At 44.2% G+C, this 16,417-nt stretch carries 12 protein-coding genes; 5 read left to right on the top strand and 7 right to left on the bottom strand.

The genetic code is table 11. From position 1 onward, the window contains the following. Positions 1-85 precede the first annotated feature (85 nt). The 3 genes from ACNKW2_RS05110 to ACNKW2_RS05100 are packed head-to-tail and all read right to left on the bottom strand — an operon-like array spanning position 86 to position 2,984. Complete coding sequence (locus ACNKW2_RS05110) at positions 86-1,084, bottom strand: cytochrome d ubiquinol oxidase subunit II (RefSeq protein WP_419147576.1); 999 nt, start codon at positions 1,082-1,084, stop codon at positions 86-88. Beyond that, a complete protein-coding gene (locus tag ACNKW2_RS05105; RefSeq protein WP_419147575.1) occupies positions 1,077-2,423 on the bottom strand; it encodes a cytochrome ubiquinol oxidase subunit I in 1,347 nt (448 codons plus the stop codon). Before ACNKW2_RS05105 ends, ACNKW2_RS05110 begins: the two co-directional genes overlap by 8 nt. Before the next feature lie 15 nt (positions 2,424-2,438). Further along, positions 2,439-2,984 (bottom strand): GbsR/MarR family transcriptional regulator, encoded by a 546-nt coding sequence (locus ACNKW2_RS05100; protein ID WP_336565542.1) that lies wholly within the window; start codon positions 2,982-2,984, stop codon positions 2,439-2,441. Between the two features lie 220 nt (positions 2,985-3,204). Between ACNKW2_RS05100 and ACNKW2_RS05095 the strand changes: the two genes are divergently transcribed. Beyond that, on the top strand, positions 3,205-4,389 hold the full coding sequence (locus tag ACNKW2_RS05095; protein WP_419147574.1) for an alkaline phosphatase family protein: 1,185 nt from the start codon (positions 3,205-3,207) through the stop codon (positions 4,387-4,389). A gap of 46 nt (positions 4,390-4,435) precedes the next feature. Here the strand turns inward: ACNKW2_RS05095 and ACNKW2_RS05090 are convergent, their stop codons facing one another. Continuing rightward, positions 4,436-4,612 (bottom strand): hypothetical protein, encoded by a 177-nt coding sequence (locus ACNKW2_RS05090; RefSeq protein WP_419147573.1) that lies wholly within the window; start codon positions 4,610-4,612, stop codon positions 4,436-4,438. Between the two features lie 216 nt (positions 4,613-4,828). Between ACNKW2_RS05090 and ACNKW2_RS05085 the strand changes: the two genes are divergently transcribed. From ACNKW2_RS05085 to ACNKW2_RS05075, 3 genes are all read left to right on the top strand, one after another. Beyond that, on the top strand, positions 4,829-6,418 hold the full coding sequence (locus ACNKW2_RS05085) for a sensor domain-containing diguanylate cyclase (protein WP_419147572.1): 1,590 nt from the start codon (positions 4,829-4,831) through the stop codon (positions 6,416-6,418). 104 nt (positions 6,419-6,522) lie between these two features. Next, a complete protein-coding gene (locus tag ACNKW2_RS05080; protein ID WP_419147571.1) occupies positions 6,523-7,929 on the top strand; it encodes a YfcC family protein in 1,407 nt (468 codons plus the stop codon). Between the two features lie 174 nt (positions 7,930-8,103). Then, the gene (locus tag ACNKW2_RS05075) at positions 8,104-10,662 is read left to right on the top strand and encodes a sensor domain-containing phosphodiesterase (RefSeq protein ID WP_419147570.1); all 2,559 of its coding nucleotides are present in this window, start codon (positions 8,104-8,106) and stop codon (positions 10,660-10,662) included. Positions 10,663-10,681: 19 nt separating this feature from the next. Here the strand turns inward: ACNKW2_RS05075 and hemH are convergent, their stop codons facing one another. Next, positions 10,682-11,701, bottom strand: a complete 1,020-nt coding sequence (hemH, locus tag ACNKW2_RS05070; RefSeq protein ID WP_419147569.1) for a ferrochelatase — start codon at positions 11,699-11,701, stop codon at positions 10,682-10,684. Between the two features lie 234 nt (positions 11,702-11,935). On the opposite strand from hemH, the gene ACNKW2_RS05065 reads away from it, so the two are divergent. Then, positions 11,936-13,489, top strand: coding sequence for a methyl-accepting chemotaxis protein (locus ACNKW2_RS05065; protein WP_419147568.1), 1,554 nt, complete (start codon positions 11,936-11,938; stop codon positions 13,487-13,489). A gap of 54 nt (positions 13,490-13,543) precedes the next feature. Here ACNKW2_RS05065 and ACNKW2_RS05060 read toward each other — a convergent pair whose 3' ends face one another. Both ACNKW2_RS05060 and ACNKW2_RS05055 read right to left on the bottom strand, forming a co-directional pair. Further along, the gene (locus ACNKW2_RS05060) at positions 13,544-14,752 is read right to left on the bottom strand and encodes a tyrosine-type recombinase/integrase (protein WP_419147567.1); all 1,209 of its coding nucleotides are present in this window, start codon (positions 14,750-14,752) and stop codon (positions 13,544-13,546) included. 523 nt (positions 14,753-15,275) lie between these two features. Continuing rightward, positions 15,276-16,412 (bottom strand): phage head morphogenesis protein, encoded by a 1,137-nt coding sequence (locus ACNKW2_RS05055; RefSeq protein ID WP_419147566.1) that lies wholly within the window; start codon positions 16,410-16,412, stop codon positions 15,276-15,278. Positions 16,413-16,417 lie beyond the last annotated feature (5 nt).

Below are 16,417 nucleotides of genomic sequence, written 5' to 3'. Positions count from 1 at the left end.
AAAAAGGCAGTGTATCTCTACGCTGCCTTTTGGTTGGGCTAATGTAATACCAATTACGACATGCGTAACCGGTAAAGTGCAAAATTTAATAATAAGAAAGCGGTTCGACCTTGCCCCAAAACACGCGATAAGAAAAAACCGTATAGGCAATAAGCGTCGGCACTACCACCACCACACCATACAGTAAAAAGGTCAGAGCAGATGGGTCGGCAACGGCTTCAAAAATAGTCAGTTTTCCAGGCACTACATAAGGGTAAAAGCTATACACTAGGCCGAAAAAGCACAATAAAAAGATAAATGCTGAAATCATAAAGGGTAACCAAGCACCGGTTTGAGGCGCTTTAGGCAGTTTTTGCAGTACCAGTTCTAATATAACGAATAACGCGACACATATGATGGGTGCCGGCAGCACCACTAAGGCCAATGGCAAATCAAACCAACGGGCATAAATTTGCTCGTTGATCAGTGGGTTAATCACCGATACCAAGAGGACTCCAAGTAAAGCAACCCAAGCAAAGCGTCGGCACCATGCAATGGCACTTTGTTGCAACTGACCTTCGCATTTCATAATTAACCAGGCTGAGCCAATTAAGCCATAAGCGCACACCACACCAATACCACTAAAGAGCGCAAAAGCATGGGCTACAAGCGTGTTTTCAAAACCAAGTACATACAGACCCAGCATGTAACCTTGAGCAAAGCCCGTAAGCAGTGAGCCGAATTTAAATACTTTGTCCCAACGTCGTTGCCGTTTAACCCGAGCTTTAGCCCTAAAGTCAAACGCCACACCACGCATGATCAGACCAAACAACAAAAACACCACCGGCAAATACAGCGCTTGCAAAATCATGCTATGGGCTTGAGGGAATGCAATAAACGCTAATCCTACAGCTAGTACCAGCCAAGTTTCATTGGCATCCCAAAACGGCCCAATAGAGGCTATCATGGTGTCTGCGGTTTCGCGGTCATCGAGTGGGATCAGCATACCCACACCTAAATCATAGCCATCCAAAATGGCATACACCAATACGGCTAACGCCATCAAACCAGCGTAAATCAGCGATAAATATTCTGCATTAAACACGAGCAACCTCCTTATTCACTTCACTCATTTCATACTCTTCGACTTCAACCGATTTATTGGCAGTATGAAATAGGGTGCGAATATAGGCGTACAGCAACACCGCATAAATACTCAAATAGCCAATTAAGGTGAACAACACGTTGCCACTAGGTAGGGTGGTGACGGCCTCTTCGAGTCGCAGAACACCACTGACAATATAAGGCTGGCGACCAATCTCAGTGACATACCAGCCAGCTAATGTCGCAATCCAACCTGAAAATGTCATTGCTACCAGCACTTTTAACTGCCAATCAGGCAGTGCACCTTTACGGTATAAAGTGAAACGAGTCAGTAGTGCAACCGCTATCATTAGCATGCCCATGCCAACCATCACTCTAAAGCTGTAAAACACCGGTTTAACCGGTGGATGCTCACCTTTGAATTCATTGAGTCCTTTAATCTCACCATCCATTTCATGAGTCAGGATCAGACTCGCTAGGTTAGGGATCCCGATGGCATAGTTGTTACGACGCTCTTCTTCGTTTGGCACAGCAAACAACAACAAGGGTGCACCACGTTCGGTTTCCCAAACGCCTTCCATTGCCGCGACTTTTTGCGGTTGATGTTCCAAGGTATTGAGACCGTGTAAATCGCCTACGAACGCTTGCACAGGGGTAAGCAATGCCGCTACGGTTAATGCCACTTGCAGGGTTTTCTTCGGAGCATGTTTGTCGTCTTGTTTAAGCATCCGATAAGCGCTGACTCCTGCAATTAAGAAAGAGGCCGTTAACGCACTGGCTAACAACATATGCATCAAACGGTAACCAAACGAGGGGTTAAAAATGATGGCAAACCAATCGGTGGGGTAAACGACTCCATCTCTTAGCTCAAAGCCCGTTGGTGTTTGCATCCAGCTATTTAACGATAAGATCCAAAACGCCGAAAGGGTGGTGCCAACGGCCACAATAATGGTGGCCAAAGTGTGTATTTTTGGCGGCACTCGCTTCATGCCAAACAGCATAATTCCTAAAAAAGTCGCTTCCATAAAAAACGCGGTGAGTACTTCGTAACCCAGAAGTGGACCGGCGACATTACCAACCTTTTCCATAAAGCCTGGCCAATTGGTACCAAACTGAAATGACATGGTAATGCCACTGACCACGCCAAGCGCAAAAGTCAATGCGAAAATTTTCACCCAAAAACGATAAGCACGTAACCACACTGGGTGTTGTGTCAGGTCATACTTAATTTTAAAAAACGCGAGAAACCATGCCAAAGCAATGGTAATGGTGGGAAAGAGAATATGAAAACTGATATTGGCCGCAAATTGAATTCGCGACAACATTAATGTATCAAGCATGACGCACCCCGCTTGTTAAGATTTACGTAATAATTTGTCCTTTAAATCTATTACCTTACTCACTGAAGAGCCGAGCTTCATTAATTGCTGCAGTTGCTCAGGAGAGAGTCGTTGAAGCTCTGCCGACCATTTGGTTACGGTTTCCAGCAAGTCGTGAATAGTTTGCATTTGCTCTTGGGCATAAATCTCTTCTGGCGAGTTAGCCGTATCTAGGATCTGATCTCGCAACAGCGATAAGGTAGGGTCGATTTCACGTTTACGACGCTCCTCAAACACCCGATTTGCTAAGTCCCAGATAGAGCCATTAGGCGAGTAGTACTCTTTGCGGTCGCCTGGAATATGGTGCACTTTAACCAGCTGCCATGACTGCAACTCTTTAATCCCCATACTGACATTGCCACGGGATATTTTCAGTGCTTCGGCAATTTCATTGGCAGTCAACGGCGCTTCGTTAATCACCAACAAACCAACCATTTGACCGATAGTACGATTAAATCCCCAACGGCTACCCATTTCCCCGCAATGGAGAACAAAATTTTCTATTTTTGGTGACAGGTTCATCGTTTTAAACTTTCAGTAATTTTTGAAACTTTAATATAAGGCCGGTATTGATTGAGATCAAGCCTTAATTGTATTCAGGGGCATTTGTTTTATTCTGAGTCGCAATTGAAAAAGTTCCTAGTATCTACACAAATGATGATCCCGCCGAAAATATTTTGTGTTTAAATAGTGGAGCTGGCATTAAGCTAAAGTAACTAACTGAAAACACACGGATCAAATAATGATAAAATACTTTTTATGCGCTCTGCTTTTGGTTCCGACCATAGTATGCGCACAACCACCTAGCACCATTTTAATCTCCATTGATGGCTTTCGCTGGGATTACATTGAAAAACACAACGCCAAACATATTGGCAAGCTTGCCTCTGAAGGGGTACGGGTAAACAAGCTAATTCCGCAATACCCTACTAAAACCTTTCCTAACCACTTGTCTCTGATCACGGGTCTAAAACCCATCAATCATGGTTTAGTTGATAACCACTTTTGCGATAACCAGCGTCAGCAATGTTATAAAATGGGCCATGGCAAGATTGATTCCAGTTGGATTCAAGGAGTGCCGCTATGGAACCTAGTTAAAATGCACGGTTATAAATCTGCTGCGTACTTTTGGCCTGAGTCAGACGCTAGGATCAATGGTATGACACCTGATTACTTTTATCACTATGCCAAAAAAGCGGATTACCAAAACCGTTTAGACCAAATTGTCAGTTGGTTGCAATTACCAAAGGCGCAACGGCCTCTGTTTATTGCCAGTTACTTTTCTTTGGTGGACAGCAAAGGTCATGAGTTTGGCCCTGATCACCCACAAACCCAAGCGGCAGTTCACTATGTCGATGAGCTGATTGGAAAATTTGTCAGTAATTTAAAAACCAAAGGCATTAGTGCCAACCTCGTACTGGTCTCTGATCATGGTATGGCTAAAGTAAATGAAGCAGAAACCATTGCTATTGAACCTTTAGCTATTCCAAAGGGGTGGACGGTGAAAAACAGTGGTACCCGAGTGTCGTTATACACCCTAGGACAAACTAATTTGGATACCAAAGAGTTGCTGCAACAATTGCGCGACAAAGCACAAGGCCGATACCAGGTATTAGAAAAGTCGCAGCTAGCAAAGCTATACCAAGGTAATTCACCACGAGTTGCCGACATCGTATTACAAACCCAAGCTCCCAGAGTGTTTAGCCAAAACGGTGAACTCCACTATCAAGGCACTCATGGCTTTGAACCCAATGATGATATGGCGGCGTTTTTGGTAGCACATGGCCCAGGGTTTAAATCGGGTGTAACAGTAGAAACGGCAAGTAATTTAGAGCTTTACCCAACACTTGCTGCCGTTATGGAACTTACGCCTGTTAACCAGCTGGACAGTGATGGTGAGAATTTACGAAAGTTAATAAAAAAGTGATGAGCGCGGTGTTCGGTCACTTGCTACCGAGCACCAAAGTTGCGAATTATTTTTTATTAGACACCCTTAAAAAACGATTAGCCAACGCAACAACAATGTAAACCAGTACTAAAGAATTGAGTACTAGCAAGGTGTCTTTATCACTTATAAACAGCCATATAGCAGCCAGAGCTAAGATAGCAATGGTAAAATGACCTACTAATGGATTGGTTTTCTTTTTCATCAAGATGTCGTGTCGTTCACTTTGCCGTTATTTTACACCGCTTCACTCAGACAAACCAACATTGTGTAGTAAAAACTAACAACTTTGCACCTAGTCTGTATAATGGTGACAAATTATCCCTATGCATTTAACTGGTCACACCAGGTTTGATGTAGATTAAACCACACCGAACCAGTCTCGGTTACACTGTTCATGATGTCATTAAGAGAAATTTAGGTGAGTAAAATCAACAAAGCTAAGCACTGGTTAGATTTAAAGAAGTTAATACTCATTCTGGCCACCTTGTGCGTTTTAACATCACTATTTAATGCGCTTTTCGCAACCTATCAAGTGCAAAAGCAAACCATGATAAAGGATACCCTAGAGTCTAATCGCGCTTATGCAGCAAAATTGGCCGATGTCACCGACCTATTTTTGCAATCGGTGATGGCGCAGCTGAGTAATGCTAGTCAATTAGTGGCCAACAACTTCGCCAATAAAGAGGCGGTTAATACAGAACTTGCACAGTTACTCAAGCGCACCAACAGTTTTGATTCCATCGTGTTAGTTGATGCTAACGGGCAGATTATCGATGCCTTGCCTGCGTCACTAGACGTCACTGGTACTTTATTAACCAATGAGGTGCTGACTTCACCTCTGCGCCATCAAACCCCAAAAATAATAGGCCCATTTATCTCGCCCGCTGGGAACTTAATGGTTAGCCCAACTTATCCTGTTTTTTCAGCCGATCAGGAGTTTCTTGGCTTTATTGCTGCAGGAATATATCTTAAAGGGGACAACATTCTAGGAAAGTTATTGGCCAGCCATCATCATCGCGATGAGACCTACGTGTATGTCACAGGGCCCAATGGCAAATTAATTTACCACCATAATGAACACCGTATTGGTGAAGACGTATCAGCCAACCCTGTGGTACAAAAACTCAAAGCCAACCAGTTTGGCGCAGAAGAAGTCAACAATACCTTAGGCGTTGAAATGTTGGCTGGGTTTGCTCCTATCGCCACCAGCCAGTGGGGGGTCGTGGCCCAGCGGCCATTACAAATCACCATGTCGCAACTAAACCACACTATGTTGCATGTAATTAAAACCACCGCGCCGTTTACGGTATTCTTACTAATATGCGTGTTAGGCTTGGGCACCTTAATCGCAAAACCCCTCTGGCGTATGGCCAAAATATCTGAACAAGTACAAGATGGCCGCAATGCTGACTTTCCCAGTGTGCCAACGTGGTACTACGAAGCCGCCTGGTTAAACCAAGCTATGCAACATAGCGTAAAGAGTCTTGGCGAACAAATTCAGCGCTTCGACGATGAACGCCAGCAAGATCAGCTAACTGGCCTTTATAACCGTCGAGGTATGGAAAAATGGTTAGCCTCGGCAGCCGATCACAACATTCCCTTTAGCATCATAGCCCTTGATATTGACCACTTTAAACAAGTTAATGATAGTTTTGGTCATGATGTCGGTGATGTGGTGATTAAAAAACTCGCCGAGCTGATGCGGCAAAACGCCCGTGGCGATGATCACCTGTGCCGCTCTGGCGGCGAAGAGTTTTTGATGTTTTTGCCTCGAGTGGACTTAGCACAAGCTAATAAAATAGCCGAGCGTTTACGGGGGTGTACCGAGCAAACACAATTTGATGTTGCCGGACATATCACAATTTCGTTAGGCGTTTCCCATTGGCCACAGTGTTCGGAAGATATGCTTCATGCCTTAAAGCTGGCAGATAGGAGTTTATACCAAGCCAAAGCCAATGGCCGTAATCGAGTAGAACAGGCTGTTGTTGCCAATCACCAAGTAGCTTAATCGCCATGAGCTGTAGGAATATAATGGCAAAAGCCGTGAAATATGCGCCGAAAATGGGTAATATGCTGCCAGTCTAATTTTGTTATATTGGAGTTGTACTTTTCATGGCCAACACCCTGAAAGTTCCACATACCTTAGTGTTGCTGCTGGGTATGATGTGTATTGCCCTTATTTCTACTTGGGTTGTCCCCCAAGGCTTTTTTGATACTGCCACTACCGACTCTGGTCGTCAGGTGGTATTAGCCGGAACCTATCACTTAGCTGAGCACACCGTAAGCTTAACTCCATGGGATTTACTTAAAGCCATTCCACGCGCTTTTGCAGCAGCCCAAGACGTTATCTTTTTCGTCATGATCGTAGGTGGTGTGCTGGCGATTGCCAGAGCCACAGGCACGGTGGATGCATTAATAGGGCGGCTACTAGAAAAACATGGCGATAAACCACAAAAGCTGATTTTTATGGTGGTCTTTTGTTTTGCCATTGCCTCAAGCACCATCGGCACCGCAGGGGAGTACATTCCGTTTGTGCTTATTTTAGTGGCCTTGTGTAAAGCCATGAAACTCGATGCCATGACCGCCGTCGGTATGATCATTGCCGGTTACGGCATCGGCTATGGCGTGTCTGCATTTAACCCTTTCACGGTATTAATAGCGCAACAAATTGCTGAAGTGCCAGTGTATTCGGGAATATGGCTGCGCTTTGCTATTTTCTTGCCTTTCGTCCTCATTGGTTTTCACCATGTTTGGCAGTATTCCAAGCGCGTACAAGCTAACCCCGAACAGTCTATGATGACAGACGTCACTTGCCCGTTGGCAGGTCAAGCACAACCCAGTTATCCAACTCTTAATAAGCGTCACAAGCTGATTTTATCTTCCTTTATTATCACTCTAGGGGTTGCCGTTTGGGGTATTGCCACCAAGGGCTGGTACTTATATGAATTGGGTGGTGTGTTTATCGCATGGGGGATAGTCATCGCCATATTAGGCAAGCTCAGTGCTGACGAAGCGGCAAACCGCTTTATTGAAGGGGTGTCTGACTTGGTAACCACTGCCATACTAATTGGCGTAGCCCGCGGCATTGCCTTGATTTTGGAAGACGGACAAATTCTTCATACCATCGTTAATGGCTTATCAACGCCACTGTCGTATGTTGCAGCAGAAATCTCAGCAGTTGGCATGTTGGTGATTCAAACCTTATTAAACATGTTTATCCCATCCGGCTCTGGTCAGGCTTATGTCACCATGCCATTGATGGTGCCGGTTGGCGACTTAGTGGGTGTACCACGACAAGTTGCAGTACTGGCGTACCAATTCGGCGATGGCTTTTCAAATATGATTGTGCCCACCAATGCGGTACTGATGGGGATTCTTGGTATGGCTGGCGTGCCTTACACACATTGGTTTCGATTCTGTATGCCATTGATGTTTAAGTTAATGTTTGCTGCTGCCACTGTGCTGGTACTGGCAGTGATGTTCGGATACGGTTTAGACGTGCAACCGCAAATATCGTAAAAAACCCCTCTGGCAGCTGTAACGTTCTTTACAGCTGCCTGTTAGCTGCTGATTTAAAATAATTTTCATAACTTTTTCCAAGTTTATTGATCTACATTTGTATAGCGAGTAACTTAATGGTCTATGCTTGGCAATTAAAAACAAAATGCGTTATGTTTATACGAACAGCTCACTATGTCATTATCATTTAATCAGTTTTACAACTTAACCAGCAGCAAGCAAAGGTATCAATTTGCGTTGCAAACCCTTTACGATAGGTTTCAAGCTAGCCACTGTTTTGTGGGCCAGTTTGTCGATGATGACAGCCAAGTTAACACCGTAATGTACTACCGTGACGGCAAAATAGCAGACAATATCACCTATGATTTGCAAGGCACGCCCTGCGTGGACGCCAAGCAAAGCCAAGGGGTGTGCGCTATATTCGATTGCCTGCAACAGCGTTATCACCAAGATGAACTACTCAATGTGTTGAACATTGAAGGCTACCTTGCTGTTACCTTGAGAGCGCTCGATCATACGCCAATTGGCATTTTGGTGTGTTTATTCGATGAACACACAGCCATCTCCAATGAAGACAAAGCGTTTTTCCAAGAGCTCGGTCACCTGGTTGCCACAGAATTAAATCACAACCTTGAACTTGCCAAACAAGATAGACTGGTAAAACAACTTGCTAAAGGCGAAGAAATCGCGCAACTATGCACTTGGTCGTGGCAACTTAAACAAGATAAACATTACTTTTCTAGCCATTTTGCTCAGTTAGTGAAAACGCCGAATTGCGAGGCTTCTTTATCTACGCTGTTAAATGCCTTGGTGGCTGATGACAGGTCTCGTTTACAAGGCGCGCTGGAACGCATTGCCTCAGGTGAGTGTCGGCATATAGACTTGCGTGTCGCCCTTACCACAGCAGATGAGCACTCTGGTTTATTGCACATTAATGGCCAAGTTGAAAACGCCGATGATAATTCAAAAGAGCCCGTTTTCACTGCCACCATCCAGGAAATTAGCTATCTTGCAGCCTTAACAAAACAACTTGAACTCACTAATGTGGTGTTTGAGCACGCCACAGAAGCCATCATGATCACCAACAAGAATAATAAAATTATCATGGTGAATAGGGCGTTTGAACAACTCACTGGCTACACTGGCTTTGAATTATACGGTCAAGATCCGGGCGTATTATCATCAGGACAACAAGATAAAGCCTTTTATCACAGCATGTGGCAATCACTGATGCGAACTGGGCATTGGAAAGGTGAGATCCATAACCGCCGTAAAAATGGCCAGATCTACCCAGAAGAACTCACCCTGAGCGTGGTTAAAGATGAACAAGGCAACATAGTCAGTTACGTTGGCATCTTCCGTGATATCACTGACTGGAAACGTAACGAGGCTCAGCTTACCTTTTACGCCAATCACGAGCCACTCACCGCGTTATTGAACCGCCGAAGCTTTATGCAGCGTTTAGAAGAGCAAATCTCCGAGGCCAGAAGTCAAGGTGGTAGTTGTTCGCTTATTTTTATCGGTTTAGACCGCTTTAAAGAAGTAAATGATGTGTTTGGTCCTGAGGTAGGCGACAAAGTGCTGGTTTCTGTGGCCAAGCGACTAAAAAATGCGGTACGACAAAATGACATTAGTGCCCGTTATGGTGGCGATGAATTTGCTATTTTACTGGCTAATAGCGATGTCGATAATGGTTTAAGCATCGCCAAAAAACTCTCGCATAAACTGTCTCAGCCTTATGTCTTCAATGACATTACCATCGAAATTACCGTTTCAACGGGCGTGGCACAACTTGAGCCTGGCTCGAAAATAACGGCGGTAAATTTGCTTCGAAATGCCGCCCACGCACTTAATAGCGTAAAGAAAACAGAGCGCGGGCGAGTAGCGCTCCACGACGCTTCTATCCAAAATGCTTACATAAACAAAATTAAGCTCAAAGACAAACTAAAAAAAGCCATAAAAACACAATCGCTTAGTGTTCATTATCAACCAATTGTTGATGCCAAGAGTAACCAGATCAGCAAATTTGAAGCCTTAGTTCGCTGGTTTGACGATGAGTATGGCATGGTTTCGCCTGGTACCTTTATTCCCATAGCCGAAGAGTTTGGCCTGATTCATCTGGTAGGTCAGTTTGTCTTGGAGCGTAGCTGCAAAGATCTAGCCATGCTCCATCGCGCCGGATTTACCCATATTGGTTTTTCAATTAACCGCTCGGTTAGTGAATTTAAAACCTCGACCAACCAAGTCAAACTTATCACTAAAGCCATTGAAACAGCTGGTATTGATTACTCTGCAATCACCATTGAGGTGACCGAATCCTTGGCATCAGACCGCTTAACCTGGAAAAAGCTCAATGAGCTACGCGAGCAAGGGGTAAAGCTTTCTTTGGATGACTTTTGTACGGGCTACTCATCGTTGAGTAATCTAATTGAAAACCAAGTCGATTACTTAAAGATAGACAAAAGCTTTATTGATAGCTTACTGACTGACCGCAGCAAGCAAGTGATGGTGGATTGCTTGATTGATCTTAGTGACAAGCTGGGGATCCATGTTATTGCCGAAGGGGTTGAGCACTACAACCAACTGCAGCAGCTCAGGGAGCTTGGTTGTCACCACATTCAAGGCTTTTACTTTAGTCCTGCAAAAGACATTGACGCTTGCCTCGCGCTACTGCAGCAGGGCGCATTTAGTGAACACAGTGACACTAAAAGTTATGGCCAGCAAGGGCGCTAATTACGCGCCCTAATTACCATTACAGCAATGGTTTTAGCAGTGCGTTAATGGCTGCGATATGGTCATCACGGTCGTTAAGTGCAGGAATATAGCGGTAATGCTCACCACCGGCTTCTTCAAACACCTCACGGTTTTCCACTTCCAGCTCTTCTAACGTTTCTAAGCAGTCGGCACTGAATGCCGGGCTCAAAATCGCAATGTTCTTAACCCCTTGCTCAGGAAGAGATTCGAGGGTTTTATCGGTGTATGGCTGCAGCCATTCCGCTTTGCCAAAGCGACTTTGAAAGGTAGTGATCACTTTGTCTTTGTCTAACCCCAGCTTTTCTACCACTAAGCGAGTCGTTTGTTGGCAAAAACAATGGTATGGGTCGCCACGCTCTAAAAACAATTTTGGCGTACCGTGGTATGAAAACACCCACTTATCTGGTTCGCCATGCTTTTCCAAGTCTTCTTGTATTGATGCTGCAAGTGAAGCTATGTATTCAGGCTGCTTATGATAACCGTTTATAAAATGCAGTTCAGGTACCCAGCGCCATCCGCGCAACACCTTAGCTACTTGGTCGAACGTAGAGCCAGTTGTGGCACTGGAATATTGTGGATACAAGGGCATGACTATGATCCGGGTTATGCCTTTGTCTCTGAGTTTTTCCAGTCCCGATTCGATTGAAGGGTTGCCATAACGCATGGCTAGTTCAACCTCAATATTGTCATAGCCCTCAGAGCGCAATTGCGCCTCCACTTTGGCAGCTTGTGCTTTACTAATGGCAATTAGGGGCGAGCCCTCGTCTGTCCAAACGGTTTGGTATGCTTTAGCCGATTTTTTTGGTCTTACCCTAAGAATAATGCCATGTAAAATCATCAACCAAATAAGTCTAGGAATTTCAACGATCCGAGGATCGGCCAAAAACTCGGCAAGATAGACTTTCAGAGCTTTTGCAGTAGGGGCATCTGGGCTGCCAAGGTTGGTGAGCAGAATACCTGTTTTAGCGTTAAATCGTCCTTCATGAGGATTGTCTGTTATTGCAGAAAAGCGAGACACCTAATGCTCCTTAGATTGTCATTGATATACTTGATATTTTACATGAAAAGCCAGTACGTGAGTAAGCCTTAAATCGATCTTAGACCACTGAAATCAAATTGCGCTTACATATGACTCACACTATAGTTGTAATTACGTTGAAAATATACGCTTAGACCTTGCTATTAATGAATTCAAAGCGTATTTTCCCGCGCAATAGGGAAACTGTTTAATTTATTGTTTTGGAACAGCCAGATGCGGACCAACCACCCAGTCACTCAACAAGAGAAAACCTTCTCAGCAGATACCAAGCTTATTTCTGTTACTGATTTGCAAGGCAACATCACCGATTGTAATCAGGCCTTTGTCGACGTCAGTGGCTTTTCCAGAGAAGAACTCATAGGCCAACCCCATAATATTGTTAGGCACCCAGATATGCCGGTGGAAGCCTTTCGTACCATGTGGGCGCAGTTAAAATTAGGTAAGCCTTGGATGGGAGTGGTGAAAAACCGCTGTAAAAATGGCAACCATTACTGGGTTGATGCCTATGTCACCCCAATTACTCAAAATGGCAAAGTGGTCGGCTATGAGTCCGTTAGAAGTTGCCCTAATCGTGATACAGTAGCGAGGGCAGAAGCGTTATATAAAAGCGTCAAAGCAGGGCAAAGCAGTAGTTTTAAACTGCCTTCACTGAGTATTTTGTGGCCAGTATTCAATATTATTACCTCGCTGCTGCTGTGGTACTTTGTTTCAGAGTCTGCCGGATTCTTTTGGTTAATGGCCAATATGCTTGGCTATTCAAGCTATGCAACTTGGCGTGCAAAAGAACAATTACAACGCGTTGAGTCGGAGTTATCGCATAGCTTTTGTGATGACATAGCCACTCAGGTTTACTCTACCTGGGATGGTACCATGGCTTCACTGCAAGTACGCCTTAAAAGCGAGCGCGCTCACCTAGATACCATATTAACTCGTGTAGAGCATGCCGCAAACTCTGTTTCGCAAGGTGCACACACAGCCAGTAACGAGGCGAAAGCGACTTACTCTGATCTGCAAAAGCAACAAAGTGAAACTGAGCTGGTTGCCACTGCAATGAACGAAATGACTACCACTATTAGCGATGTCTCTAACAGTGTGCAACAAAGTGCTAAAGATGCGCAAAATTCATTAGAGTTAACCTCTCAAACAGAGCAGATAGCCAACAAGACCAAAAAAGCGTTCACAGATTTAAGTAACACCATCGAAGATATTCGTAACTCAGTGCAAGGGGTGTCAAAACAAACAGACAAAATTGCCTCTGCAGCACAGATCATTGAACAAATCGCTGAGCAAACCAATCTTCTAGCACTGAATGCCGCCATTGAAGCCGCCCGAGCAGGCGAGCAGGGTAGAGGCTTTGCTGTGGTTGCCGATGAAGTGCGCCACCTTGCCCAGCGCACCCAAGAGTCAACCAAGGAAATACACGCCATTATTTCTGAATTGACCGCCAGCACGCAAGCGTCGGTGGATATTGCCGAGCAAGGCCAGGCGGAATCATTACATGGCATTGAGCAGCTTAATGAAAGCACCAATATGCTGCAGCAGATCACTCAAGCCGTGATCCAAATAAGCGATATGTCGATGCAGATAGCCACCTCAGTTGAGCAGCAAGCCACGGTTTCAGATGACATCAATCAGCAAGTAGTGAATATTGCACAACTCGCTAGCAATAGCTTAACCAGTGCCGAGCAGGTGTCACAAGAAAGTATTGCCCTGGAACACACTGCTAACGACATGCATGAATTGATTGTACGCTTCAAACGCAAATAAAAAAGGAAGGACTTAGTCCTTCCTTTTAAACACAGTCCATCAAACTGACAACATTTAAATCTTTCGCTTGAGCCCAGACTTAGCCCGTTCTTTAATGTTTGTTTGAATGTATATTTGATCCGTGGTGGCTATTTTGGCATGGCCTAAATCTTCCGATAAATGCTTGAGCGGCCGGTGTTGGGCATCATGGGTGGCTCCGGTGTGACGTAACCAATGTGATGTTGCCGCTTCTAGTTTTTCAGCGTCTTCGGTAAAGCCGTCTTCGGCAAGCTTAGTTACAGCAAGATCAAAACTTTGTTGCACAATACGCCTAATTTGCCGCACGTTCATACCGCCTTGACCACGGAGTTTATGCACCAGCGGATATGGTTCATCAACACGAGGTAGGGCGCTTAGACCACGGTATTGGCGGTAGCGTTTTAGGTAACTAAGAAAATCCTCGCTGAGCGTCACATCTCTGAGCTTATTTCCTTTACCCATGATCCTAAGATACCAAAAGTTATCTTGGTCTTGCCAAAAATGACTCATAACCGGAGACCAGTGAGGGCGGTCAGACAATTCTGATATGCGTAAATACAGCCCCTTTAAACAGGCCAACACAAACAAGTTGCGCTCTAACTCAGGTCGCTGTTCGCTGAGATCACGTGTCACACCAAAAACGTATTCCCACTGCAAATCACTCAAGGTGTCCGGCAGATTAATTTGCGATTGCACTACTAAGTAAGGACTGTTCTTTTTTACCACAGGGACAAAGTTAGCAAAGGCTTTTTCTTCTAAAATGGCAAACTTATAAAACACGTTCAGCGCCGTAAACATAGCTGCCAACGTCTGCTGGCTCGCACCATTTTCTTTTACCACAAAAGGGCGCCAATTAGGGTTTACCTTGCGTAAACCTTGCACTTGTTTATATCGCCATTGCACTGAGGTTTGCGACCAAGATTTATCCGGCTCCACCACGAAATCGACATAGGCCTCAATGTCTTCACGCTTTAATTCAAATACCGACTTTTCAGCCTGCAACCAAGACCACAAGCAAAAACGCTCCAGCTCATTACGAAAACGGTTAAATGTGGCTTCTGACTTACGACCATAAACGTATAAGAATTGATAAAGAAATTGCAGCTCATCCAATAATGGCACCTGCTGCTCGTGATGTTTTATAAATGCAGCCAACTCTGGATATTCATTTGCCAAAGTGTCATCCTCAAGGTGAGCGATTTGATAACGTAGCTGCTTAAAGGTATCAACCAAGGGTACAAGCATGTAAAGTCCGATATTGGTAAGTATTGGACATAGTATAAAAGACAAGGCAAGCTAGATGCAACCACACTAACACTCCCATAATTTATATTATGTTAAATAAGCAATTTACAGACATTTTGGCGGTAAATTTAGGTTCGTCATGAAAAGTTGCTCTAAGCCCTATTTTTATATGTTTTCTATTTTGGAAACATATTCGCTATTTTCGATTAAAACACGGATTTCCAATCTAAAAAAACTTTACTATTTGTTCATCTTTCGCACAGGTGTAAGGGGTTGTTCATTTTTAGATTAGAGAAGAAAAGAAATTAATATGGTGAGTTGCTCTTAAGCCCCTATCAATCAAGGACTCCATTCAGAATAACTCAAATTTCATCAAAATCAAAATTACATTTGTTTTTAGACTAAAACCACCCATTTTGCCTCATTCCGCGATCATTCCTGATCGTAATACGTTTAGAACTAGATCGAAAGTCGCCGTTTTAAATTGGGTTTAAATAGCCTTTAAACGCACATTAAACACGATTTAAATCTTTTGAATTGCTACCACACGGTTAAAGTCACTACCAATCTGCACTGTGATCATCACGCCATCAATGGCCAGTTTGACCACGCTTTTATTAAACGATATGAACTCACCAGTTTGAGCAACTCGCATCAACTCACTCACTTTTTCAAACCCCAATACATTGATGGCTGTCATCATGACTGAGTGCTCCATTGTGATCAGTGTGGTTTTTGTTTCAGGAGCTACTTGTGTAATTCGATTAAACACATCACTTTGCATGTGGCCCAGTGCAAAGGCAGTTCCTGAATCCACTTTGCTTAATGCTTGTTTTGCCGCTGCGGTAGCCAGTTGCTTTTTAAAATGGGCTTCACCTTGATTGATGATCTCGTTAAAAATCGGCGTGGCTACTTCACGTAAATTTTTATCCAAGCGCCCTAGCATTTCACCCGTTGCTTTGTCGGCACCTAACCATGCTTTGCCCGGGTTGTAGTTCCAACCTAAATCGATACCGGCTAACTTTTCTAGCTCTTCGCCAGTTTGTGGATCAACCACTTTAAACGGTTTAAATAATGGGTCGACTACATTATCAGGCGTCACGGTTAAGCCCATGCGTTTAATATCCGCATCACTCAAGCTTACAACCTTACAGCGACACATCCATCCATTCGGTGGGTAATGCGAATCCCAAAACTTATGCTCCAATGGCAGTAATATATAGTGCCACTTTTGGTGGTCGGCTCTTACACGTTGGTCACCTGCCGTTAAGTATAAAAGGTATGGGCGTCGATGCTTGATCCGCTCTTGTTGTTGCCAGCGTCCAGCAGCACGGGCTGTGTTTTTATTATTTTGATAAATAACCTGCGTGCGCCAGCCACGCTTACCTTTATATGACCAACCGTGTTTTGCCACAACGTCATCAAAGTGTTTTCTGAATTTAGATATCGACTCGCCGTTTTCAATAGACGCTTCAACTGACTTATATAGGTCATTTAATAATTCCGTTTTTGTGGCGCCAGCTACGGTAAATGCTCTGGCATGAATATGCCCTTGTAAGTCTTTATACGACTCGGTGGGTATTTGTATCTTTTGTTTTAGGTTGGAAATGGCCTCCTCAAACTTTACGATTCGGCCATACTGGGGAGATAAATCCGGCATAGGTG

Origin of the sequence: Pseudoalteromonas 'SMAR' (assembly GCF_048515945.1) — a bacterium.
Classification (GTDB): domain Bacteria; phylum Pseudomonadota; class Gammaproteobacteria; order Enterobacterales; family Alteromonadaceae; genus Pseudoalteromonas.
Note: the sequence above shows the minus strand (reverse complement) of the source record. Positions and strands in the feature narration are given on the sequence as shown.

Coding starts and splice junctions, on each gene's coding strand:
- ACNKW2_RS05095 (WP_419147574.1), top strand. CDS start 3,205: ATGATAAAATACTTTTTATGCGCTCTGCTTTTGGTTCCGACCATAGTA.
- ACNKW2_RS05060 (WP_419147567.1), bottom strand. CDS start 14,752: ATGCTTGTACCCTTGGTTGATACCTTTAAGCAGCTACGTTATCAAATC.
- ACNKW2_RS05090 (WP_419147573.1), bottom strand. CDS start 4,612: ATGAAAAAGAAAACCAATCCATTAGTAGGTCATTTTACCATTGCTATC.
- ACNKW2_RS05080 (WP_419147571.1), top strand. CDS start 6,523: ATGGCCAACACCCTGAAAGTTCCACATACCTTAGTGTTGCTGCTGGGT.
- ACNKW2_RS05065 (WP_419147568.1), top strand. CDS start 11,936: ATGCGGACCAACCACCCAGTCACTCAACAAGAGAAAACCTTCTCAGCA.
- ACNKW2_RS05075 (WP_419147570.1), top strand. CDS start 8,104: ATGTCATTATCATTTAATCAGTTTTACAACTTAACCAGCAGCAAGCAA.
- ACNKW2_RS05055 (WP_419147566.1), bottom strand. CDS start 16,412: ATGCCGGATTTATCTCCCCAGTATGGCCGAATCGTAAAGTTTGAGGAG.
- ACNKW2_RS05105 (WP_419147575.1), bottom strand. CDS start 2,423: ATGCTTGATACATTAATGTTGTCGCGAATTCAATTTGCGGCCAATATC.
- ACNKW2_RS05100 (WP_336565542.1), bottom strand. CDS start 2,984: ATGAACCTGTCACCAAAAATAGAAAATTTTGTTCTCCATTGCGGGGAA.